This window comes from Paracoccus mangrovi (assembly GCF_042648425.1).
Classification (GTDB): domain Bacteria; phylum Pseudomonadota; class Alphaproteobacteria; order Rhodobacterales; family Rhodobacteraceae; genus Paracoccus; species Paracoccus mangrovi.
This window is the reverse complement of the sequence record NZ_JBHRXJ010000018.1, coordinates 41350-62272: the sequence shown is the minus strand read 5'-3', so window position 1 is coordinate 62272 and position 20923 is coordinate 41350. Positions and strand designations below refer to the sequence as shown.

Genomic DNA, 20923 nt, shown 5'->3' with positions numbered 1-20923 from the left:
CCCACATTCTCCAAGTAAGTCGCTGATTTCGCTGTCGTAATCGTGATATTTCGCATATAAATCATGGCGTTGACGGCTGCGAGGGGCGCGTTTCATGGATCACCTGGAGGGTGCGGGCTTGGCGCGGGGAGATCGGGTTGATTTCGACCGCCGTGTGCGTCTGGAGTTCCGTGGTGCGCAGATCAGTTCAGACGGTGGCCTGCTGGTGATGCGCGAGCTTGATGACGTGCTCGGCCTGTCCAATCTGGCGTCGGAGGCGCTGCGAGACAGCCGCACCGGGAAGAACACGCTCCATCGGCTTGACGGATTGTTCCGGCAATCGGTGTTCGGACGACTGGCCGGATACGAGGATGTGAACGATGCCGAACAAAAACTGTCTTTTTATTGGCCACTCGGGATTCACTCCTTCAAAATCAACTGCTTTCTTATTAGGATCTATGGCGAGCACGACATAAACGCGCCCACTATGAAGAACTTATCCAAGATCTCATCTTTTCGCTATTCTCCCCTGGAAATCCAACCAACAAATCCGCGCCGTCGAATCCAACACTTGGATATAATCTTAAGAACTCGCGCTTTCTGATCCGATTCTTATCGTCCGCGATAGAGCTTATAGCCACCTTGCCTGTTTTGCCACTCATGTAGCCAATCTCCCAAGGAATCCATTGAGATCGACTTGCTTGCGGCCCGTTAATCATAACTAGAGCCCTCGACTTCAACAAGGCATCCCTAGTTCGACTTATGTCCAGAAGCTTGGGGGGCTTTTCTTTCGATCTATCGAATCTTCTAGGTAGGTATGCCGATATCCCGGCATCTCGTAAATTCAAGAAAGCATCCAAGGGGTAAATTACCTCATCTGCATATGAATAGCTTATGAAAACGTCGTAGCTATCCTGCCCGATCTCAGAGTATCTGTCCAATAAGTCGACGTCTGAAAGACTTGTGGAAGCCATTTCCCTAGCAACACGGTCCTTCACGTCATTCAAAAAAGAGAAAAAGAAGGCTGCCTCCAATTTTATCGCTGGATCGAGGGGAAGGATTCTGCTGGGCGCGGCGATCACCCCGCATCGTGTCATGCTATGGTCGAACGGCAGCTTTCACAAGCCTGCAGCGCCCGCAGGGTCAAACTCCTGCCCGCAATTTCCACCCTTCGCGGTATGCTGCCGTAGCTCCGGCCACCTTATCCCTTGCCCCCAGCAGGAACCATGCCCCTGCACCAACCATATCTCAGCAGTGGCCGACCCAGCTTGTCGCCCCCACGCCGACCCACGCGAGGGAGAGACTCGTCGCCTGGAGCCAACGATCTGAAACAGATCTCCGCGCACGCCAGCCGCGACAATCATGATTATACCCTCCTGCCAGATGGCGATGATGGACTAAACCATTGCGTGTATCATGACGCTGATGCAACACGCGCAAGCCGGGCGACCTGGCGCAAGATCACCACTGGATACCCCGGCCGCCCTACCAGATCGGAAGGCGGCACGGGGCACAAGGAATGGACTATCATGAAGTTGCCACCACGCGAATACTACACCGTCCACGAAGCCGCAGCCCGCTGGGGTTGCACCATTGCCGACATCGCCGGCTGGTCGGCGAAGGAGCGGTTCGACATCGTCACCGGCATTCCTCCCACAGTCTGCGGCAGTGAGACCGTTGCCGGCGAGGTCGCGGTGGCGGCCTTCGACATGCTGCCGATGTTCCGTCGATATGGAATCGGTCCACAGTCTGCCCATGTCCGACGTGTCCGGCCGGTCGGCACATCCGACTGGCTCTTTGTCACCGATCCGGCCGCCGGTGTCGAGGTCTCGATCGCCGATCTGCTCATCACCGGCGAACAGATCCGCAGGTTCGAGGATGACCATGATCTGATGCGCCGGATCGCGGGCGGCACGGGGTCGATCTCACCCTATGATTGGGACGGCATGATGAACGCGCTGATCGTGCGCATCCATGAACACGGCCTGCCCGCATCGCAGGCCGAGCTGATCCGCGACATGCAGGACTGGTTTGCCGAACAGACGGAGGGTGACGACTTCCCCGATGAACGCTCGGTCCGGCGGCGCGTCAATGCCGTGTGGAAGACGCTGACGCAGCTGCAGAAGGCCGGCTGAACCTCAGGCCGTCTTCCGTTCCCCGTCGCGGTGATGGACCAGCACGGGTCTCGGCCGCAGCATGCTGGCCACGGCATCGACGCCGGCGCGCAGCGGCCCCTCCATCAGATGCGCGTAACGCTGGGTGGTCTGCATCTGGCTGTGGCCCAGAAGTTTGCCGATCATCTCGAGCGACGCGCCGCCGCTGACCAGCAGCGAGGCGAAGGTGTGGCGCAGATCGTGAATCCGCACATCGCCGATCTGCACCTGACGCTGGATGCCCAGCCAGAAGCGGCGGATTTCCTTGACCGGCTCGCCGGGCACATCGCCCGGAAACAGCCACGGGCTGCCCTTCGGCACCAGCAGCCGGCGCTGGCGCACGATCGCCGCCACATCCTCGGAAATCGGCACCCGATGCACCTTGCGCTGTTTCGTGGTCGAGGCGGGCTTGGACCACAGGCAGTAATCCAGATCGAACTGCTCGAAGCGGGCCTGCCGCACCTCACCGACCCGCGCCCCGGTCAGCATGCAGAGCCGGATGATCCCGGCGGCGCGCTGGTCCTCGGCCGCGTCCAGCGCCTTGGCCAGCCGGTCGATCTCGTCCTTTGACAGGAAGCGCTCGCGCGGGTTCTCGATCCGGCGATAGAAACCATTGGCCGGGTTGTCGTCGCGCCAGCCCCATTCGACGGCGAGGTTGAACATCTTGCGCAGGATTTCCCCGACGCGATTGGCCCGCACCGGGGTGGGCTTCACCCCCTGCAACTTGCGGGCGCGGTTGTTGGGCTTCAGTTTGTGCGGCCGGGCGCGGCCCTCGGCGATCTTGCCCAGCAGCTTTTCGACATCGGCCTTGGTGATCTCGGCGACCAGCTTGCGGCCCCAATGCGGGGCGATCAGCTTCGGCAGCAGGGATTTCTGATCGGCGGCATTGCGGGGCGCCAGCCGCACCACATGCTCGGCGATGTAGCGCTCGATCAGATCGGAGATGCGGGGCGCCTCGCGGTTCAGGTCGCGGTCGCCCAGCGGATCGCCGCCGGCATCGACGATGCGGCGCAGCTCCTTGGCGCGGTCGCGGGCCGCGGTCACCGACCATTCCGGCCAGCGGGCGAAGGTCATCCGGCGCTGGCGGCCGGCATAACGATAATCGAAGGTGAAGGCCCGGCCGCCGCCGCGATAGATGCAGCTGGCAAAGCCGCGGATGTCGGCGTCGAAGATCTGGTAATCGCGCCCCTCGCGCGGCACCGCCTCGCGCAGGATCTTCTCGGTCAGGCGGACCCGGGTGATTGCCATCGCATGCCTCCTTGCAGTCAGTCCATGAGGCGTCAATTCGCCGTGATCGCAAGGCAATCATGCCGCCCGGGGTGGCGAACAGGCAGCGACCGGCAATGACTGGCAGTGAGCCGGCAAAAGCACTGCCACCCCATGTTTCATGGGGAATCCGGTATTCCGCCCTGACCGCCTGGCAGCGCCGCAGAACCCCGGCTCGCCACGCCGTGCCGGCCGGAATGTCGGCGAATCCGGGCGAAAGCTGCCGGGCGGGAGAAATCCGCCATGAAATCAAGCCCTGGCAGGGTTCCGGCAAAGCCGCTGCCGGTCATTGCCACCCTGCCACCCTTGCCGCCCTTGACATTCCGGAGACCGCTGCGCCGAGGCTGATTTGAGCGCTCCAGGGGGCCGAAATGTCTCCCCTGCTCCGCCTGCGGGTCGGATTCGACGATTTCCGAGGTTTGCAGGGTTTGCAGGGTTTGCAATTCATGCTGCGTCGCAGCGAAAGATTCACCCGGAATCGCGAAAACCCAGCAAAACATGGGGTGGCACGGGGGTGGCAAAGCCATTGCCGGTGACTGCCGGTCACTGCCTCCCTGCCACCCCCGGCCCTCTGCTCCTGCTGCTCCCCGTCAACCGCCCGCATCGGGCGACATTCGGAGAAACAGCAGATGACATGCATCGACACCGCGCCGCGACCCGCGCAGAGGATGACCCCGGACCCGATCCTCGCCGGCTGGGTCAGCCGCAGCGATCTCGCCCGCGAACTGGGCCTGACCGAAGACACCCTGCGCCGCTGGGAGGACCGCCGCGTCGGCCCGTCCTGCGTCCGCGCCGGCCGGAAAGTCTTTTACCGGCGCACCGCCATCGAAGACTGGCTGGGGGCGCAGGAACAGGCACGGCAACCGCATCGGAGGGCGCGGCGATGACCGGCTTTCTGCTCCGCCCCGAAAGCGATCCCGCCTGGCCGGCCAAGCGCCTCGCCGAGGCCCGCGCGGTGATCGCCGATGTCGCGCATCATTCTGACCACCTGATCCGGCTCGCCTGCAAGGTACTCGCCCGTCATGGCGAGGGCGAAGAAGAGCGCGAGGATGCGCGTCGGCTCCTGCTGATCGTCGATGCCCGCCGCCCGTTGCGTGCCCGGCGCAGTGATGCCGATGATGCGGAGGTGCGGCGATGACCCGACCGATGAAACGCCGCGGCACGCCCGAGGCCGATCTGCAACGCGCCGTCGTCCAGGCCCTGCGCTTTGCCCTGCCCCGCACGGCCATCATCCATCATTGCGCCAATGAGGTCACCGAACCCGGCCCTCGCGGGGCGAAACGCCAGGCGATCCTCGTCGGCATGGGTGTCCATCGCGGTTTTGCCGATCTGATGGTGATCAGCGAGGGCCGCGTGCTGTTTCTCGAGCTGAAGGCGCCCAAGGGCCGGCTGCGTCCCGAGCAGGAGGCGTTTCGCGATGCCGTGCTCGCGCAGGGCTTTGGCTGGGCCCTGGTCCGCTCGCTCGACGACGCGCTGGGCGCGTTGGCAGCGCATGGTTTTGCCACGCGGATTGCCCGCCCGGACGGGAGGGCGGCGCCATGAGCCATGCCGCCACCAACTGGGCCATCCAGCAGCGCGGCTTGAAACCCGCCACCAAGATCGTGCTCTGGCATCTCTGCGACCGCCACAACCCGGATTTCGGCTGCTTCCCGACGCAGGCGCGCCTTGCCGAGGATGCGGAGATGTCGGTCTCGGCGCTGAACGAGCACCTCGCCAAGCTCGAGGAACTGCGTCTGATCCACCGCCTGCGCAGCCATGATCCCCGCACCCACAAGCGGCAGGCCACACGCTATATCCTGGGGTTCGAGGATGGATTTCCACAAGAGCCACCTCCGGAATCCGGAGATGGCGAAACCGGAACACAGCCAGAACATGACGGTGATCCAACTCCGGATTCCGGACATGGAGCCATCTCCGGATTTTCGGCAAAGCCATCTCCGGATTTTGCCCAAAGCCATCTCCGGATTCCGGACACTAACCTTGTAAGAGAACCTTTACCTACGCCACCCCGCCCTGCCCCAAGGAGAACGCATGGCCCATTTCTTCACTGCCGACACCCATTTCGCGGATGAACCGGTGCGGCGCTTCTTCGACCGGCCCTTTGCCTCGGTTGAGGCGATGGACGCCGCGATGATTGCTCGTGCCGGCGTGGTTGGACCCGATGACGACCTGTGGATCATCGGAGACTTCGCCGCCTGCGAAACCGATGTCGGGCGCATGGCCGCGCAGGCAGCCTTTGCCGCGCTGCCGGGACGGAAACATCTGGTGCGCGGCAACCACGATCCCGACTGGCTGGTTCGCGCGCTGCCATGGGCATCGGTTCACGATCTGGTCGAGATCGGCATCGGAGAGCGCCGCTTTGTCCTGTGCCACTATCCGCTGGTCACCTGGAACGGCGCGCGGGCCGGAGCGATCCAGCTTTTCGGTCATGTCCACACCCGCTGGCGCGGTGCCGAGGGTCAGGTGAATGTCGGCGTTGATCAATGGGATTTTACGCCGGTTGCCCCTGATCAGGCAGAGTTGGAGGCCTTGATGCTGCCGCCGTCCCAATTCCAACGGATAGCAGAGGGAATGGAACAATCATACGAGTGACGGTGACAACCATTTGGGCCTTGCTGGAAGTCCGATGTCCCCACCCTGCTCTTATGGTAGCGAGGCAGGATGGGGAGGCTTGCGTAAGATGCAGACGCGCAAGCACCTACGCGTTGAACCGCCGCACAGCTTGCTCAACCCTGTCAAGAATTGGGCGGGCGGCGTTGATTTTGTCGAGGGCCTCGCCGATGGGGGCAAGTGCGGTTGACAAGTCGCCGTCAGCAAAGCCTTTTGCGATTTCCTCGCGATCAAACTTCAATTGCAGCTTGAGAACGAAATCACTGGCGTCGAACGAAAAGCCCAGCTCTCCAAGCTCGCTCACTTCTGCAGTGATCGTGCCCGAGAGCCTTCCCAGTTTCCTTACCCCGGACACTGTATTTGTTGAAATAGAAAAACAAACACATCTTGCAGGTCCGCCCGCAAATTCGGCAAGCCAGGTTTCAGATTCACCACCCCGGTCAATGTAGCAAACAAGATTATAGTTTCCACCCGCTACCTCGCCCTCGGCGCGCCACTCTGTGGGAGCTAGCCAAGGATAATCGTTAAGCTCTCCCCCAAAATCATACTCCCAAAGGAGCAGCTTCTGCTTGTCTTCAAGAATTTCTCTAGTTGCTTCATATAACATCAAGTCCATTTTGTTAACGGCAAGGTCATATGCGCCCTCCAGAAGCTCGATATTTCGCGCGACCACTTCCGCAGCCTTAAGTTCGATTTCGTCCATGACGTTCTCCTTAGTGATTGAAAACATGCTCGCCAAATTGGGCGATGATGTGGTGAGTTATGGCCCAGCTCTCTGAACGGCATATCGTTGCCAACCTTGCCGAGGCCGAGACATCCTTCCATGTGGACAGATATACTCCGGGACTTTGCGCCTGATAGGGCGCGAGGAATATAAGGAAAGGTGACTTTCCAATGTGAACGGCGCGCGCCTTCAAGGCTAGTTCGTATCGTTCAAGCTGTCTCTCTCCGAGTCCTGCCCTTATCTTTATCTCTATCCCCACGAGGGATCTGTCCGTTTCGACGAGTAGATCGACCCGATCCGCCACGTCCCCCAAGGGATTGACTTCCGTGTAAACATTGTACCCTCGGCGCAACTCTTCTTCCCAGTTTCGCCCCGGAATGACTCTTTCCAGATAGTTCCCAACGAACGTGCGAGACACCTCTCCGCCGAAGTCATAATGCCATAGGCCAGCAAGCGCGCCTGCCGTTCTGACCTCGTAGCCGTTCAGACCTGCAATCGACCAAAAATTCAAAAAGCCTCCACGTTCCTTTTCGGCCTTTAATGGGGCTTGAATTGTAGCAAAAAAATGGGCCAGGTCGGATGCGATAGGGCTTGGGGGCGCTGTTATCTCGTCGGTAGGGCTGAAATATGGCAGTTCCTGAAAAAACTTCTCCAGCCTTTGCGGCAAGTCAAGCACGTTCGCATCATTTCCGTGAGCCGCGATGTAGTCGGAGAAGAAGCTCGTTAGATTTTCTCTCGTTACTGCACTATGGCTTTCATTCATCTTATTTCCCGCTCCATGTAGCAATTCTTTTCACCGCTCGTCGCGATCTCGATCTCGATCTCATGAATCATTGGTGGCGCGGATTTTTCAATTCTTCCGGCATCCTCACCTCAACCTTCTCCCCCCATCTGGCCAGATACCATCCCATCTCCTGCCGCCCCCCGGCTCGGAACCGCACCACCAGCGAACCGTTGGGCAGCCGCTCCGTTTCCTGCTTCGGATGAAAGACATAGGTCGCAGCCTCGTCGGCCACTTCAGGCAGGAAGCGCCACTCCACATCCTGCGGCTCCTCGCGCCAGATGCCGAAGCTTTCGGCCAGCCAGTCCTGCAGGTCGAAGCCTTCGGGGCGTTCGTAGACGTCATCCTCAAGCGCGATCCGCTCGAATCCGGCCAGGGCGAACAGGCGCAAATCGTCCTGGTATTCGCTCCAGGCCAGCAGGTATTGCCGCCCCTCGCCGAACAGCATGGCGATCGGGCCAAGCCGGGTGTTGCGCGACAGCTTGCCCGAAGCGCGGGCGCGGTGGTCGGCCGAGATCATCACCCCGGCAAGGATCGCCTCGCGCAGGCTGGACAGGATTTCGGGTGCGATGCGTTCGCGCGGGCCGGGGCGGAAGGCCACGCCATCGGCCAGAAGCTGCGCCTCCAGATCGGCGGCGACGCGACGGCGACGATCGGCACGAAACATCGCCTGCACCTTGGCCAGCAGGCGTTCCAGCACTTCGGCCGTGGCAAGATCGCCCTCGCGCCGCGCAATTGCCACGGCACGGTGACCGGCGCCGAGTTCGTCGAGCGTCGGCTCCTCCATCTTGCCCAGTGTGCCGGGCGGAAAGCGCCAGTATTTCTGACCCTGCGGGCCGGGGCGTTCCTCCAGTTGCGGGTAGGCGCGCAGCACGGCATCGCGCATCCGCTCGGCCGTGCGCCGGGAAACATCGAAGGCGCGCTCGATATCGGCGATGGAAATTCCCTCCGCCGAGCCCTGCATCATCAGGGCCAGCTTCAGCAGGTCTTCCTGACGTGAATAGCGCATCATTTCCCCCGTTTTCCGCGCCTCACATTCCTTGCGGATGCACGCAAGGTCAACGGCCGAAGCCGATGGCCCTTGTCTTGCCTTCCTTGGCCTCGGATTCGCGCCGCAGTTCCGCGAGGATAACGGCGGGATCTCCCTGGCCGAGGGCACGCATCCTGCGGGCGACATTGGCAAAGTCCCCTGCCGCCAGGCGGTCGAGCACCTGGATATCGGAATGCACCGGCGCATCGAAATGCGCACGCCATGCCAGCGGCAACTGATCCTCGCGCAGCCAGTCGAAGCGGATGCGGAAGGTGAAGCGCCGCTGGGTCGCCGGATCGAGGTTCTCGGCGAGGTTGGTGGTGCATACGAAGGGCAGTGGATGGCTTTCCATCCAGGTCAGCATCTCATTCACTTGGCTGACTTCCCATTGGTGCGAGGCGTTGCGCCGGTCAGCCAGCAGGCTGTCGGCCTCGTCGAAGATCAGCAGCGCGCCCTCCGCCCGCGCATCGGCAAAGGCCCGCGCGATGGCCTTCTCGCTGCCGCCAACCCACATCGACAGAAGGTCCGAGGCGCGATTCTCGATCACCGGCAGGCCCAGCTGCTTGGCCAGATGCCGCGCCCATGCGCTCTTGCCCGTCCCGGCCGGACCATCGAGGCAGAAGGATATCCGCGGTGCGGTATCGGCGCCTGCGAGCTGCGCCTCCAGCAAGGCAAGATCGGTGTCGGCATTGGCCAGAGCGGCCTCCCACGCCGCTTCGGAGTGATGACGCAGCGGCGGCGCGATGCCACCATTGGTCAGTTTGGCCGAGGCCCCCAGCACCTGCGCGAAGGTCTCAACCCCACCGCCGCAGTCGCGCGCCACGCGCATCGCATCGGACACCAGCGCCGGGGGATGGTCATGGACCCCGGCCAGCGCCATCAGCGCACCCGTCTCGGCCAGCGGCTGATGCCGGTCGGCGAGCCTTTGCCAGATGCGCTTGCGCACCCGCTCGGACGGAACGCGCATCTCGACCGAAAAGGTCATACGGCGCAGGAAGGCCGGATCGCAGGCCTCAATGGAATTGGTGGTCCAGAGTGTCGGCACGGGATTGGTTTCGAGCAGCCGATTCGCGAAGACCTTGGACATCCGCTCCTGACGGAAGAACGACGGCATCGCGCCACCGAACAGGTCCTCCATTTCGTCCAGCAGCAGCACGGTATCACGCCGCGCCGACAGCATCCGTCCGGCAATGCCGAGTTCGGCCAGCCGCGCGCCCCGCGACGGCTCTTCGCCGCTGTCATCCGCCTCGCCGATGGCGCGCAGACTGGCCCCCACTTCGCGGGCCAGTACCTTGCAGAATTCGGTCTTGCCCGTGCCCGGCGCGCCATAAAGCAGGATGTTCACGCCCGGCGTGCCGTTCACGATCGCATTGGTCAGCAGCTTGCGCATGAGATCAGCGCTTTCGCCCAGCCCCTCGAAGTCCTGCCATTCGGCGTCGGGCGTAGGCGCAGCCGGAAACAGCAGTGCAACCAGTTCCTCGATGTCGTCGACATCCGCCCGCATGGCATCCGCCAATCGCGGTGAAACAGCATAGGGAACCCTCTGGCTGGACCAGTTGCGCCCCTCGTTCTGCAACAGGCCCGAAGCTTTCAGCCGTGCATCGGGACGCAGTGCCGTTCTGACTTCCCCTTGCTCAGCGCCCGAGAATTGCGCGACGAGAAAAGGCAGGGTCACCTCCCTCGTTTCCAGCGCCTGATCGACTACATGCTCGAACATATCGAAGATGCGATAGTTGGCGAAGAACTCGAGGATCCGCGCCTCGACCTCCGTCAAACCGAAGTGCTCGCCGATCCGCGTCGCATTTGCCCGCACCAGATTGCCTTCGCTGCGGTCAGCTTCCTGGCAGAGATCATCCAGCAGACTGCGCACCCTCCCCCACCAGGCAGCGCCGGGCCGGGTTCGCGGCCGTTCGGGACATTCGGTGTCGGTCAGATATTCGATCCAGCCCGGCAGTTCCTTGGCGATCTTGCTTCCGGGCCCAAAGCGCTCTGCCAGGGAGGAGACCAGGTCGAGCGCAAGGTGTTTTTCGCAGGTCATCTTTTCCCTCCGTTGATGAGGAGAAGATAATCCGCGCGCCCGTCAGATTCGGACGCATCTGTCGTCCGCTGCCAGTGAATGTCGGCGGATGCGGGCCGTTGCCGGTTTTCTGTTCGGGTGTTGATGTGGTGTTGATGTAGAACGCGAAAAGGCCGATGGTATAAAAATACCATCGGCCTATCTATTTGATCTTGCGTTATTTTTTGGTTGCGGGGGTAGGATTTGAACCTACGACCTTCAGGTTATGAGCCGAACCTGTTGATTTTTGTGACTCTTTTGATTTCAGCAACTTAGCGGACAAGCCTTTGGAATGGCGGGTTCTTTTGCGAACTCTCAACGTTTCTCGCCGGATTTGGGCGGATCGACGTACGCTCAGGAACGCATTCGCGGGTTGACCAGACGTTGACAAGCGATGCTCATCAAACGCGATAGACCACCTCCACGGCCCCATACAACGATCACGATCCGAAGGGCGGGAAGAGGACGGTAGCCGGCCAATTCAACGCTGCAATACGAGACTTTCCTGAACGAACGTGACCAGCCGCAAGAACTTGAATATCGAACCTTGATCGGTCACTGCCGATCAAGTCGTCGATAGTATTTCCGCTGATTATCGGCAGGATCGGTCCAGCAGAAGCAATCGGCCAGCGCGTCCACACTTTGCAGCACTCCGAGCAAGGCATAGGCGTTGAAGGGATTGCCCGCGCCCGTCTCATAATGGCTGACATAATTGGCCATTATGGACGGCAGGTGGTGGTTCTGGAGATCAGTGATCTGCTGGGCAGACAGAACGCAGCGCTGCGCCGCCTGATAGAGCGCGACGGCCGCCGTGATCGCGTCCACATAGGTGGAAAGGGTGCGCTTATCGCCCCGCGTCGCGTAATCGGGCGGCACCGGGATCTCCAAACGGGTGATGATCTGGCCGAGCTTGTATTCAAGATACTGGCGGACAAACGGCTCGCCGATATCTATCTGCCCCGCGTTCAGGTATTGCTCCGCCTGTGCCTTCAGGCGATCCGCTTGCTGCGCGGCGATCATTAGCCGCCCACGGGGCGGCATACCTTGCAGCTTTTGGTGATTCCACTCTGTCGTGCCGTTGAGCCGGTCGAAATACTTCTCAAGGCTCGTATCATGGCTGAGGATGATGAACTGAAGCCCGCCGGGCAGACCGTTCGCCGCGCCGAAGCGGAGTTTCGTCCGGATTGTGTCCATCAGGCTGAACTGATGTCCAGCATCGAAACTCGAGGTCACATCATCCAGCACCATAAAACGCGGCACGCCCTGGTGTCGGGTGGCCGCCGCCATGAAAATGGAAGCGGCGACAGCGTTGCGGTAACTCTCCGACAGAAGCGCCCGCGCGCTCTGGTTGGGAAGGCCGAAGAAATCGGCGAGCTTCAAATCCACCTGTTCGGTATTTTGCGCCCGGTTCAGCGTCGGCCGCACGTCCGGACCGCCCCGCACCAGATGCCCAAAAAGCTCCTGACAACTTGCCTGAATATCCGTGATGCGCGCATTGGCGAGGGCGCTTTCCGCATTTGCGAACTGCCCGGCGACGTTCGTGATGAACGTCTTCCAGCGATTGAGCTTCGCGAGCTTGGCCCGTTTCGTCGCGAGCGCCGGAAGGGTCCGCTCGTATTCGTTCATAGCGCCGCGGAATTGCTTGGCCTGCCCAAGGGTGCGGGTGACGGCGACCAGCGACGGCGGCAAGCTGGCTTGCAGCGTCACGATATCGGTATTGACTGCCGCGAGCACGTCAACCCGCTTCGCTTCGAGCGCGCCAAGCGCATCTTTTGCGCGTTCCAGGTCCGCCGTGGAAACCGACGACTGGCGCGCGGCCAGCGTCAGGACCGGCGCGATACGATCAGCGTCCGCAACGCCAAGATGCGCCTGCTCTTCAAGCTGCCGGAGCTTGCCGATGCATCCCGCGCTCTGCACCTGCCGTTTCAGCTCGGCGTCGAGCTGGTCGGCCTCGTCGTAGAGCGCGATCTTCGCTTCCAGTTGATCCTGAAGCGGTCCGTCGCCAGCCTTTTCGCAGACAGGGCAGACCTTCGGATCATGCCAGTCCGCACTGTTTATGACCGCAAGCGCATCTTTCAGCAAAGCATGAAGGCTGGCGGCACCGACGTTACGCATGGCATCGTCGCGCGCCTTCGCCGCCGTCACCAGCGCGTCGATCTCGGCAAGTTCCGCCGCCGAGACCTGCAACCCGCCGAGCGTCGTGACGGCGGCGTTGAGGCCGTCGAGAGTTTTCCGCGCCGCGCCGCCTTCTTCCTGATCGACAATCCTTTCAGCGGCGTCAAAATCGAGGTCCATCACCGAGGCGTCGGCGAGCAACGGCGTGAAAAGCGCGATGCTCGCCAGTCCGGCCGTCACCTGCGCTTTCAGCGCTGCTGTATCCGTCATCTGGCCGCCGACCGCGCCGGTCACTTCCTGATACGCGGCGAGGATGCGCTGTTCAACGGCCCCCAAGGCGCGGTTTTCGGCGGTCACTTCGGTGTCGAGCGTGGACAGCCCAAGATCGCTATTGATGTTGCGAGTGTTCTTGGCCCCGTCGAGCGCCTGCCGGAGCTGGGAATACCGGCTCATGCCGACCAGCGAGGCGAAGGAGCGCCCGCGCTCCAAGGCCGAGCAGTCCACGAGAGAGGCAAAGCGCGGGTAATCGACCAGCACGAAATCTTCGCAAAGATCGGCGAGGAAGCTGTCCGGATCGGCGTGGCCGGAGGGAGACGTGACGACCCGTCCGCCCGCCGCCGTCCGGGTGACGGTGATCGACACATTGGGCGTGCCGTCATCGCTCTTGAAAACAAGGGCGACCGTCGCCTGTTGCGCCGGATGAAACTTGTTGACGATGTAGCTTGCACCCTGTTCGGCGTCCTGCATCCCTTCCAAGCGTGGCACCGTGCCGTGCAGGGCGAAGTGCAGCGCTTCAAAGATCGAGCTTTTGCCGACCCCATTGGGCGCATGGACGGAATTAACAGCATCGTGTTTGAACTTCAGCACGAGGGGATCGCCGTCATTATTGATGCCGCGAAATCCCTCAATGGCGGCGGAGGCGAGAAAATACCGACTCATGCCACAGGCCCTTCCGGCAGGCCGTCGAGCGCGGCGAGGACCGCCCGGTTGAACTCCTGAACGGCCTGACGGGTGCGCATCGCATCACCGTCGCGCGCCAGCAGGGCCAGATTGTCGAAAAGAACGCGGGCACAATCGGCATCGATGCGCTCCGCTTCCGTCCGAAAACGGGAAAGATTATCGGAGAATGATAGTGCTGGATCGAATTCCATCTGGCAGGCACCCCTTCTGATTCTGCGATAAGCTTGTTAACCCTAATTGTCACATCCTGCGTGATTATAGATCCACTTCCTGAACAGCTCGCGCCTCTGGCGCTGCCAGTCCGCCGTGGCCGACAGCACCGCCCCTAACCCTTCGGCGTCACATCCTTCATCCCTTTCTGCAGCAACAGCGCCACCTGTTCTGCTGTGAACTTGAACCCCTGGCCGTCCGGGACTCGTTCGGCTGACACCGGGTATTTCGGGCGGCGGGGGTCGATGCCGGTGATGCGAAACTGCTCGCGGCTGGTGCTGAAAGAGCGGCCGTAATCGGCGGGGGAAAGCCCAAAGGCCTCGGACAGCGCCTCGAACCGAAGCCGCTCGGGATCGAGAGCGCTGCCATCCGGCAGGGGGATCGAGACGCGGAAGGTGGCATCGAACCCCCAGCGCAGGTCGGCGCCGGTGATGTCGCGCGGCTCGACCACTAGGCCATGACGAGCGGCGACGGCTTCGCAGGCCTTCAGCATTTCAGCTTGCAGGCGCCGGCACAGCACGGGCGTCAGGTTTCTTGGTGGCTTGGCGCTGGGCATGGAAGTTTCGTGTTTGGGGTGTGCCGACAGGATTACTTCATGCGCGGTCCCCGATCAAACCATCGGCGCAGAAGGGGGCGGGCGTCCGTCTGTTCCCCACCCCGTGCGCTGGGCAAAGTCACCTAACACCTTGTTTTTCTTTTTTAGGAATTGTCACCCGGCCTTCAATTCCACCTTCCGCCTGTATTCCGGTCCCTGCCCCGTGGTCCGACTTGATAGTGGCGCGGGTCTACGCCTGTGTCGTCGGGCAAGGAGGCGGAGTGGATGGTCAAACGACTGAAACTGAATGAGAAAACCCTGCGAGAGGCGGAACCCAAGCCTGGCGTCAGCTACCAGATCTTCGACACGGAGGTGATCGGCTTTGCCGCCCGCGTGCAGGCGTCGGGTGCGCGGACCTTCACCATCGACTACCGGCACGCCGGGCGGCAGCGGCGGATGACCATCGGGCGCTGGCCGGAATGGAGCGTGACGGCCGCGCGCGAACGCGCCAAGGAACTGCGCCGCGCCATCGACGAGGGGCAGGATCCTCTGGCGGCGCGCGACGAGTGGCGCGGGGCCCCGCGCATCACAGACATGATCGATCGCTACATCGCCGAACATCTGCCGAAGCTGGCCAAGACCAATGCGGGCGACCAGGTGTCGATGCTGAAGAAGATGGTCGAACCGGCCTGGGGCAACCGGCTGGTGTCGGAGATCACCAAGTCCGACGTCGCGAAGTTCCTCGATTTCGTGGCCGGAGGGCGTCCCCGCCCCTGCAAGGCGAAGCCCAACAATCGGGCCCGCAAGCTGCAGGGCCACAAGCCCACCCCGATCCGCGCCAACCGCATGGGTGAGGTGCTGCGCAAGATGTTCACGCTGGCCATGGAATGGGAATGGCGGACGGACAACCCCGCGCAGGGGTTCCATCGGCGCATCGAGCACGCCCGCGAACGGTTCCTGTCGCCCGAGGAACTGACCCGACTGGCGGCCGTGCTGGATGCCGCCGAGGATCAGCGTGCCGCGGCGATCATCCGCATGTGCATGTTGACCGGCGCCCGGGTGGGCGAAGTTCGGACGGCGCGGTTCGAACAGTTCAACCTCGACTATGCCATCTGGTCGAAACCCGCCTCGACCACCAAGCAGCGCAAGATCCACCGTGTGCCGATTTCGCAGGACGTCGCGGCCATCGTGCGGCTACGCCAGCAGGCGGTACCGCGGGGAAACCCGTGGCTGTTCCCCGGCGACACGGTCGGCCAGCCGGTGCGCGAAATCCGCCGCTTCTGGGCCAAGGTGCAGAAGGACGCTGGGCTGGCGGACGTCCGCATCCACGACCTGCGCCACACCTTTGCCTCGCTTCTGGTCAGCGGCGGCGCGTCGCTGGAAATGATCGGCAAGCTCTTGGGCCACAGCCAGATGCAGACCACCCAGCGCTATGCACACCTGATGGATTCCCCCCTGCGCGCGGGCGTCGACACGGTGGCCAGCCTCCTGCGGCCTCGGCCGCGCCTTGTGCATGACGCGGCGCAGGAGGGGGCCGACCTGCCGAAATCGGCCTGACCGTCACGCGGCATCCTCGCCGCGCAGCCTGCGCCAGAGCGAGGACAGCCGCTTGCGGATGGTGCTTTCATCCGGCACCTCCCCCGACTTCGAGTTCTGGACGAACCAGTCCTGCACCAGCGCAACTAGCGCGGTCTGGGTGTCGGGCACCCCCTTTTCGAACAGGAAAACGGTCAGCCACGCGTACATGGAATCCCAATCGTACCGCGGACTGGCGCCGATGGTGGAGGCCGGGCGGCGCAATAGGTCGCGTTCTTCCTCGAATTGCAGCAACGACCCCGACGCCACCAGCAGGTCTGACGAGCGGATCGGCAGACCATCCGAAGGTTCGGTCACGTGCGCCCAGGTCGCGCTGCCGGGTTTGAGAACGCGCCTCAATCGGCCGATATCGTCGCTCGGCCCGAACCGCCTGAACATGCACATCAGTTCCGCGATGGGCACCTCGACCAAGCCCCCCACGACTTCATCCCCACATCTGACGGGCGGAATGCCTGCGACGACCTTCAGCTGGCCCTCTGCCGCCCAGCCCGCGACATCGGCCGGGGGACAGCCCCAGCGCACGGCAATTTCGTAGATGGAATAGAAGGCGACGGGCGGCAAAGGCATGAACGAACTCCTCTCAGACATACGGCATCCTCCGGCCAGGGCCGTCGGACTGCGGGTTACAAAAACCCGCCGTGCCAAGCACGCGGGTGGACTGGCTGCAGCCCACGTCGTCGAGGAAAACTGCCTGTAATTGGGCACCCCACCCCAAGAGGGGCGGCACCTGGCTTCGGTTGCCTTGTCGATACTTATGTTCTGCTCAACCACGAATCTACGCATCCTGAAGGCGAACGATCAACCAGAATCCTGCACTGGCGCACCGGAACAAAAAAAGAACTTGTGGATATCATCCAGAACCGTCGGAACCCGACCGGAATGGTCCATTCCGGCAATTCCGGTCCCTGCGAAACCGGCGAAACCGCCTCAGCGCCGCCCAATCAGCCCCAAGCTGTCGGAGCGGTGTCGACGAAGCGCGGATCGTCGCCAGGAAGCGGCGCTTGGAATGCCCTGCGAAGGCTGCGGCAACGCCTGTCGCGTCGCGCGCCATCCGCTGAAAGTCCAATAAAACAAGGGGTGGAATTGGGAGATAGCGGCCAGTTCCACCTTCCGCCTGTCTTCCGGTCCTCACGCTCTGCTTCGCTGAAACCGCCCCCGGCAGAGGGGCGCGAGGCGAACGGAGCAGCCGATGAAGGACATGCAAAACGACCCAGTGGCGGAGGTCCCTGACCTTTTGGCCGACTGGATCAGCCGCGAGCAGCTTGCCCGCGCACTGGATTTGACCACAGACACTTTGTCGCGGTGGGAAGCCCGCCGTCAGGGTCCGCCCTGCACACGCATAGGTCGAAAGATCTTCTATCGCCGCGCCGCCATTCAGGAGTGGATCCGGTCGCAGGAACAGGCCCATCCGGTGCGCAAGGTGCGGGGGCGGTCATGACCATCCAGCCCCGCAGTTCCGCCTGGCCCGCCGACCGCGTGGCCGAGGCCCGCGCCGTGATCGCCGATGTCGCGCATCACAGCGACCTCCTCATCCGTCTCGCCTGCAATGTGCTTGTCCAGCATGGCGAGACCCCGGGCGAGCGTGCCGATGCCCAGCGCTTGCTGGTGGTCGTCGATGCGCGGCGGCCGGTTCGGCGTGCCCAGCGAGAGGATCAGGGGAGGGCCGCGCGATGATGCGCCGTGGCACCCCCGAAGCTGATCTGCAGCGCGCCGTCGTGCATGCGCTGCGCATCGCCCTGCCCCGCTCGGCCATCATCCATCACTGCGCCAACGAGGTGACCGAGGCCGGGCCCCGAGGGGCCAAGCGCCAAGCGATCCTTGTCGGCATGGGCGTCCATGCCGGGTTCGCGGACCTGATGGTCCTGAGCGACGGCCGCGTCCTGTTCCTCGAGCTGAAAGCGCCGAAGGGTCGGCTGCGGCCGGAGCAGGAGGCGTTTCGCGATGCAGTGCAAGCGCAGGGTTTCGGCTGGGCGCTCGTGCGCAGCCTCGACGATGCGCTGGGCGCGCTGGCCGATCATGACTTCACTACGCGCATCGCTCCTTCCCCGCGGAGGCCCGCGCCATGAGCCACGAGGCCACCAACTGGGCCATCAAGCAGCGCGGTTTGAAGCCGACGACCAAGATCGTGCTCTGGCATCTCTGCGACCGGTTCAACCCCGACTACGGCTGCTTCCCCTCGCAGGACCGGCTGGCGCATGACTGCGAGATCAGCCGGTCTACGCTGAACGATCATCTTGGCCAGCTCGAGGCCGTGGGCCTTCTGCGGCGGGTGCCGCGGCTGGACCCGGTGACCAAGCGACAGCTGCCCACCCGCTACATCCTGGGGTTTGAACCGGGCTTCACACCTGTGGCTGTGGTTCCGTGTCCGGAAATCGGACACGGGGACGACGGCGCCGCGGAAAGCCTCGACGAAGCCGATGGTTGTGATGTCGACGGCATGGCCGACGCCCTGCCGTGTCCGGATTTCGGACACGGAGAAGACGCCGGAGCCGTGTCCGATTTTCCGGCCGAGCCGTGTCCGGAAAATGCCGAAAGCCGTGTCCGGATTTCGGACACTAACCCTGTAAGGGAACCTCTAAGTAAACCAGTAAAGGAGGAGGAGGGCGCGCAGGCGCGCGAGGCGATTTCCGACGAGGTTTTCGGGGACCTGCTCGCAGCACTCGGCCTCGACCCCGACGCCCTGCCCGGCTGGTGGCAAGGCTGGCCGCCCCGCCTGCACGTCCAGCGCTGGCGCGACGAGCTGGGTCTGACCGAGGCGGAGATCATCGCTGCCGCCGAGGCCAGCCGCCAGGACCACCCCGAACCGCCCGATGGGCCGAAGGCACTGGACCGGGCGATGCAACGCGCCGCCCAGCGCAAGGTCGAGGATGCCGGGCGCAAACGCCGGAAGCCCAAGGCGGCCCCTGGCCCGGCTGCGAAGCCGATCACCGACCTGCCAGCCTTCTACGCCGATCTGGTCAATTCCGACCGCTACCTGCCGGTCAGTGCGATCAGCAACACCATGCGCGATGCCATGCTTGGCCGGGGGCTGGTTACGGCCGAACGCCTGCGCGAGCGCGGGGTGCGGTGAATGGCATGGTGTCACGTCCCCGGCACGGACTGTCCCTCTGCGCGGGCGGCGGAGGCCTTGATCTGGGCCTCATGCTCGCCGAGCCCGGCTATCACACCCTCGCCTTCGTCGAGTGGGAGGACTGGCCCCGCGCCGTCCTCATCGCCGCCCAGCGCGCCGGATACTTCGACCCGGCCCCGATCTGGACCGACCTGCGCAGCTTCGACGCCCGGCCATTCCGCGGCGCCTTCGACACCGTCCTCGCCGGATATCCCTGCCAGCCCTTCAGCGCAGCTGGAAAGCGCGGCGGTGCCGACGATCCTCGGCACCTCTGGCCCGATGTTGCCCGGGTCATCCGCGAATGCCGTCCTGAATGGGTCTTCCTCGAAAACGTCGCCGGGCATGTCACCCTCGGCCTCGAGACCGTCCTGCGAGAGCTTTGTGGATTGGGCTACACGCCTGCGGCAGGCCTGTTCTCGGCGGCAGAGGTCGGCGCGCCGCACGAACGGCTGCGGATCTTCATCCTGGCCCACACCGATGAGCCTGCATCCCGGCACCACGCGCTACAACCCGGCCGGGAACAGCGACTTCACCCGGAAGGCCGAGGCGCTGGCGCTGGGCATCGCGAGGGCCCTGCCGAACCACTGGCCGACCCCGGCCGCCCAGAACTGGAAGGGGTCGAGCCAGGCCAGCATCACCCGGACCGACGGCAAATCCCGGATGGACCTGCTGCACTACCGAGCCGAGCAGGGCTTCACCCGCCCGGCCCCGGCGACCTTGCTGGGTGGGCCACTGTTCTCGCCACACGCCCCGATCTCGCGCCCGCTCTGGGCTTCGATGACTGCCTCGCATGGGCGCGCCGTCTCGCGGCGGATCCTGAAGGGCCGAACACGGCGGCGGCTCAACCCGCTCTTCGTCGGATGGCTGATGGGCTGGCCCATCGGGCACGCGCTCTGCGCCTGCTCGGCAACGGAGTTCACCCTCTGGCAGCAGCACATGCGTGGCGCTCTCTCGCAGCTGCCCATGGCCTCGGGCCCGTGGATCTGGCGGCCGACGGATGCAGCCCAGCGCCCAGCGCAGATGGATTTCCTTGAAGGATTGCAGCCATGAGTTTCCACGGCCGTGTCAGCGGCACCAGGATCAAGCGCGCGCTGGGCGTGCAGGCCGCGCTGGAATGGGCGTTCCGGGTGGAACAGGCGCAGCTGGAACTGCCCCTGCCCCCGGACGTCACCGAGGAAGGTTTCGGCTTCGGCCTCGAATACGTCCTGCTGCAGCGCGCCGTGCTGGGCTGCAAGATCGACGGCGGCCAGCACAAGATCGGCGGCTACACCCACGAGGACGCCGAGGTCATCGCCGCCACCGTCGCCGGGATCCCCGACAGCCTCGGCGGCAAGCGCATGGCGATCCGCGTCGCCGAACTGGCCCGCGCCGGGCTGACCCCGGACTGGATGCCCGGCGCCGTCCTGCGCTGCGTGCCCACTATCGTCAAGCAGAACCAGCATGGCACACATGCGGGCGCAATCGTCGTGGGCTCAGAACGCATCCGTGTGCGTGGCACCGGCGCACGGGGCACATGGAAAACCATCGACATCCTTGCCTGCCCGGTCACGTTCTCGCCGCACCCGCAGCAGATCGAGGCCGCCCGGCGGGGATATGACGACTGGTGGCAGGCGCTGGGCTGGGTCCGCGAGGGACTGATCGCGGGCGGGATGCTGCGCGAGATCGAGGTGACAGGGGCGATGCCGAAGGCGCGGCCGTGGGTGAGATAACAGGATCGCAGGCTCGAAGAAACTGATTGGCCTGCGCGCAACCTGTAGCAATCATGTCCTAGTAATGTCTGGCAAAGTCTGGCACCCTCC

At 63.4% G+C, this 20923-nt stretch carries 23 protein-coding genes and 2 pseudogenes; 15 read left to right on the top strand and 10 right to left on the bottom strand.

Going from position 1 to position 20923, the window contains the following annotated elements; all coding sequences use genetic code 11:
- Positions 1 to 94: 94 nt before the first annotated feature.
- Both ACFOMH_RS18090 and ACFOMH_RS18085 read left to right on the top strand, forming a co-directional pair.
- A pseudogene (locus ACFOMH_RS18090) lies at positions 95 to 370 on the top strand (transposase); the annotation flags it as partial.
- Between the two features lie 1018 nt (positions 371 to 1388).
- Positions 1389 to 2114 carry a hypothetical protein gene (locus tag ACFOMH_RS18085; protein WP_377746232.1) on the top strand — a complete coding sequence of 242 codons (726 nt, stop codon included), beginning with the start codon at positions 1389 to 1391 and terminating at the stop codon, positions 2112 to 2114.
- A gap of 3 nt (positions 2115 to 2117) precedes the next feature.
- Here ACFOMH_RS18085 and ACFOMH_RS18080 read toward each other — a convergent pair whose 3' ends face one another.
- Complete coding sequence (locus tag ACFOMH_RS18080) at positions 2118 to 3380, bottom strand: tyrosine-type recombinase/integrase (protein WP_377746230.1); 1263 nt, start codon at positions 3378 to 3380, stop codon at positions 2118 to 2120.
- Positions 3381 to 3517: 137 nt separating this feature from the next.
- Positions 3518 to 3898: a hypothetical protein gene (locus tag ACFOMH_RS18075; RefSeq protein WP_377746229.1), complete on the bottom strand. Its 381-nt coding sequence runs from the start codon at positions 3896 to 3898 to the stop codon at positions 3518 to 3520.
- A 129-nt stretch (positions 3899 to 4027) separates the two neighbouring features.
- Here ACFOMH_RS18075 and ACFOMH_RS18070 point away from each other — a divergent pair, with 129 nt between their 5' ends.
- From ACFOMH_RS18070 to ACFOMH_RS18050, 5 genes are read left to right on the top strand one after another with little or no spacing between them, the layout of a single operon-like run.
- Positions 4028 to 4285, top strand: coding sequence for a helix-turn-helix transcriptional regulator (locus ACFOMH_RS18070; protein WP_377746228.1), 258 nt, complete (start codon positions 4028 to 4030; stop codon positions 4283 to 4285).
- Positions 4282 to 4536: a hypothetical protein gene (locus tag ACFOMH_RS18065; protein ID WP_377746226.1), complete on the top strand. Its 255-nt coding sequence runs from the start codon at positions 4282 to 4284 to the stop codon at positions 4534 to 4536. Before ACFOMH_RS18070 ends, ACFOMH_RS18065 begins: the two co-directional genes overlap by 4 nt.
- A gap of 8 nt (positions 4537 to 4544) precedes the next feature.
- On the top strand, positions 4545 to 4940 hold the full coding sequence (locus ACFOMH_RS18060) for a VRR-NUC domain-containing protein (RefSeq protein WP_377746224.1): 396 nt from the start codon (positions 4545 to 4547) through the stop codon (positions 4938 to 4940).
- Positions 4937 to 5470 (top strand): helix-turn-helix domain-containing protein, encoded by a 534-nt coding sequence (locus tag ACFOMH_RS18055; protein WP_377746223.1) that lies wholly within the window; start codon positions 4937 to 4939, stop codon positions 5468 to 5470. Before ACFOMH_RS18060 ends, ACFOMH_RS18055 begins: the two co-directional genes overlap by 4 nt.
- A complete protein-coding gene (locus tag ACFOMH_RS18050; protein ID WP_377746221.1) occupies positions 5430 to 5990 on the top strand; it encodes a metallophosphoesterase in 561 nt (186 codons plus the stop codon). Before ACFOMH_RS18055 ends, ACFOMH_RS18050 begins: the two co-directional genes overlap by 41 nt.
- Before the next feature lie 106 nt (positions 5991 to 6096).
- Here ACFOMH_RS18050 and ACFOMH_RS18045 read toward each other — a convergent pair whose 3' ends face one another.
- From ACFOMH_RS18045 to ACFOMH_RS18015, 7 genes are all read right to left on the bottom strand, one after another.
- Positions 6097 to 6711, bottom strand: coding sequence for a hypothetical protein (locus ACFOMH_RS18045; RefSeq protein WP_377746219.1), 615 nt, complete (start codon positions 6709 to 6711; stop codon positions 6097 to 6099).
- 10 nt (positions 6712 to 6721) lie between these two features.
- Positions 6722 to 7495 (bottom strand): PD-(D/E)XK nuclease family protein, encoded by a 774-nt coding sequence (locus tag ACFOMH_RS18040; protein ID WP_377746217.1) that lies wholly within the window; start codon positions 7493 to 7495, stop codon positions 6722 to 6724.
- A 67-nt stretch (positions 7496 to 7562) separates the two neighbouring features.
- On the bottom strand, positions 7563 to 8525 hold the full coding sequence (locus ACFOMH_RS18035; RefSeq protein ID WP_377746215.1) for a helix-turn-helix transcriptional regulator: 963 nt from the start codon (positions 8523 to 8525) through the stop codon (positions 7563 to 7565).
- A 46-nt stretch (positions 8526 to 8571) separates the two neighbouring features.
- Positions 8572 to 10581, bottom strand: coding sequence for an AAA family ATPase (locus tag ACFOMH_RS18030; RefSeq protein ID WP_377746214.1), 2010 nt, complete (start codon positions 10579 to 10581; stop codon positions 8572 to 8574).
- Between the two features lie 573 nt (positions 10582 to 11154).
- On the bottom strand, positions 11155 to 13653 hold the full coding sequence (locus tag ACFOMH_RS18025) for an AAA family ATPase (protein WP_377746213.1): 2499 nt from the start codon (positions 13651 to 13653) through the stop codon (positions 11155 to 11157).
- Positions 13650 to 13865 carry a hypothetical protein gene (locus ACFOMH_RS18020; protein WP_377746211.1) on the bottom strand — a complete coding sequence of 72 codons (216 nt, stop codon included), beginning with the start codon at positions 13863 to 13865 and terminating at the stop codon, positions 13650 to 13652. The genes ACFOMH_RS18025 and ACFOMH_RS18020 overlap by 4 nt, the downstream gene beginning before the upstream one ends.
- 134 nt (positions 13866 to 13999) lie before the next feature.
- Positions 14000 to 14440, bottom strand: a complete 441-nt coding sequence (locus tag ACFOMH_RS18015) for a hypothetical protein (RefSeq protein WP_377746210.1) — start codon at positions 14438 to 14440, stop codon at positions 14000 to 14002.
- A gap of 264 nt (positions 14441 to 14704) precedes the next feature.
- Here ACFOMH_RS18015 and ACFOMH_RS18010 point away from each other — a divergent pair, with 264 nt between their 5' ends.
- Positions 14705 to 15976 (top strand): tyrosine-type recombinase/integrase, encoded by a 1272-nt coding sequence (locus ACFOMH_RS18010; protein WP_377746235.1) that lies wholly within the window; start codon positions 14705 to 14707, stop codon positions 15974 to 15976.
- Positions 15977 to 15979: 3 nt separating this feature from the next.
- Here the strand turns inward: ACFOMH_RS18010 and ACFOMH_RS18005 are convergent, their stop codons facing one another.
- On the bottom strand, positions 15980 to 16582 hold the full coding sequence (locus ACFOMH_RS18005; RefSeq protein WP_377746209.1) for a hypothetical protein: 603 nt from the start codon (positions 16580 to 16582) through the stop codon (positions 15980 to 15982).
- Positions 16583 to 17204: 622 nt separating this feature from the next.
- On the opposite strand from ACFOMH_RS18005, the gene ACFOMH_RS18000 reads away from it, so the two are divergent.
- From ACFOMH_RS18000 to ACFOMH_RS17970, 7 genes and pseudogenes are all read left to right on the top strand, one after another.
- A complete protein-coding gene (locus tag ACFOMH_RS18000; RefSeq protein ID WP_377746207.1) occupies positions 17205 to 17453 on the top strand; it encodes a helix-turn-helix transcriptional regulator in 249 nt (82 codons plus the stop codon).
- Positions 17450 to 17689, top strand: a complete 240-nt coding sequence (locus ACFOMH_RS17995) for a hypothetical protein (RefSeq protein WP_036708684.1) — start codon at positions 17450 to 17452, stop codon at positions 17687 to 17689. Before ACFOMH_RS18000 ends, ACFOMH_RS17995 begins: the two co-directional genes overlap by 4 nt.
- Positions 17686 to 18081, top strand: coding sequence for a VRR-NUC domain-containing protein (locus tag ACFOMH_RS17990; protein ID WP_377746205.1), 396 nt, complete (start codon positions 17686 to 17688; stop codon positions 18079 to 18081). Before ACFOMH_RS17995 ends, ACFOMH_RS17990 begins: the two co-directional genes overlap by 4 nt.
- Positions 18078 to 19085 (top strand): helix-turn-helix domain-containing protein, encoded by a 1008-nt coding sequence (locus ACFOMH_RS17985; RefSeq protein ID WP_377746203.1) that lies wholly within the window; start codon positions 18078 to 18080, stop codon positions 19083 to 19085. The genes ACFOMH_RS17990 and ACFOMH_RS17985 overlap by 4 nt, the downstream gene beginning before the upstream one ends.
- A gap of 5 nt (positions 19086 to 19090) precedes the next feature.
- Positions 19091 to 19549 (top strand): annotated as a pseudogene (locus ACFOMH_RS17980) (DNA cytosine methyltransferase); the annotation flags it as partial.
- A 52-nt stretch (positions 19550 to 19601) separates the two neighbouring features.
- Entirely contained in the window at positions 19602 to 20174 is a 573-nt protein-coding gene (locus ACFOMH_RS17975) for a DNA methyltransferase (RefSeq protein ID WP_377746202.1), read from the top strand.
- Positions 20171 to 20833, top strand: coding sequence for a hypothetical protein (locus tag ACFOMH_RS17970; RefSeq protein WP_377746201.1), 663 nt, complete (start codon positions 20171 to 20173; stop codon positions 20831 to 20833). Before ACFOMH_RS17975 ends, ACFOMH_RS17970 begins: the two co-directional genes overlap by 4 nt.
- Positions 20834 to 20923 lie beyond the last annotated feature (90 nt).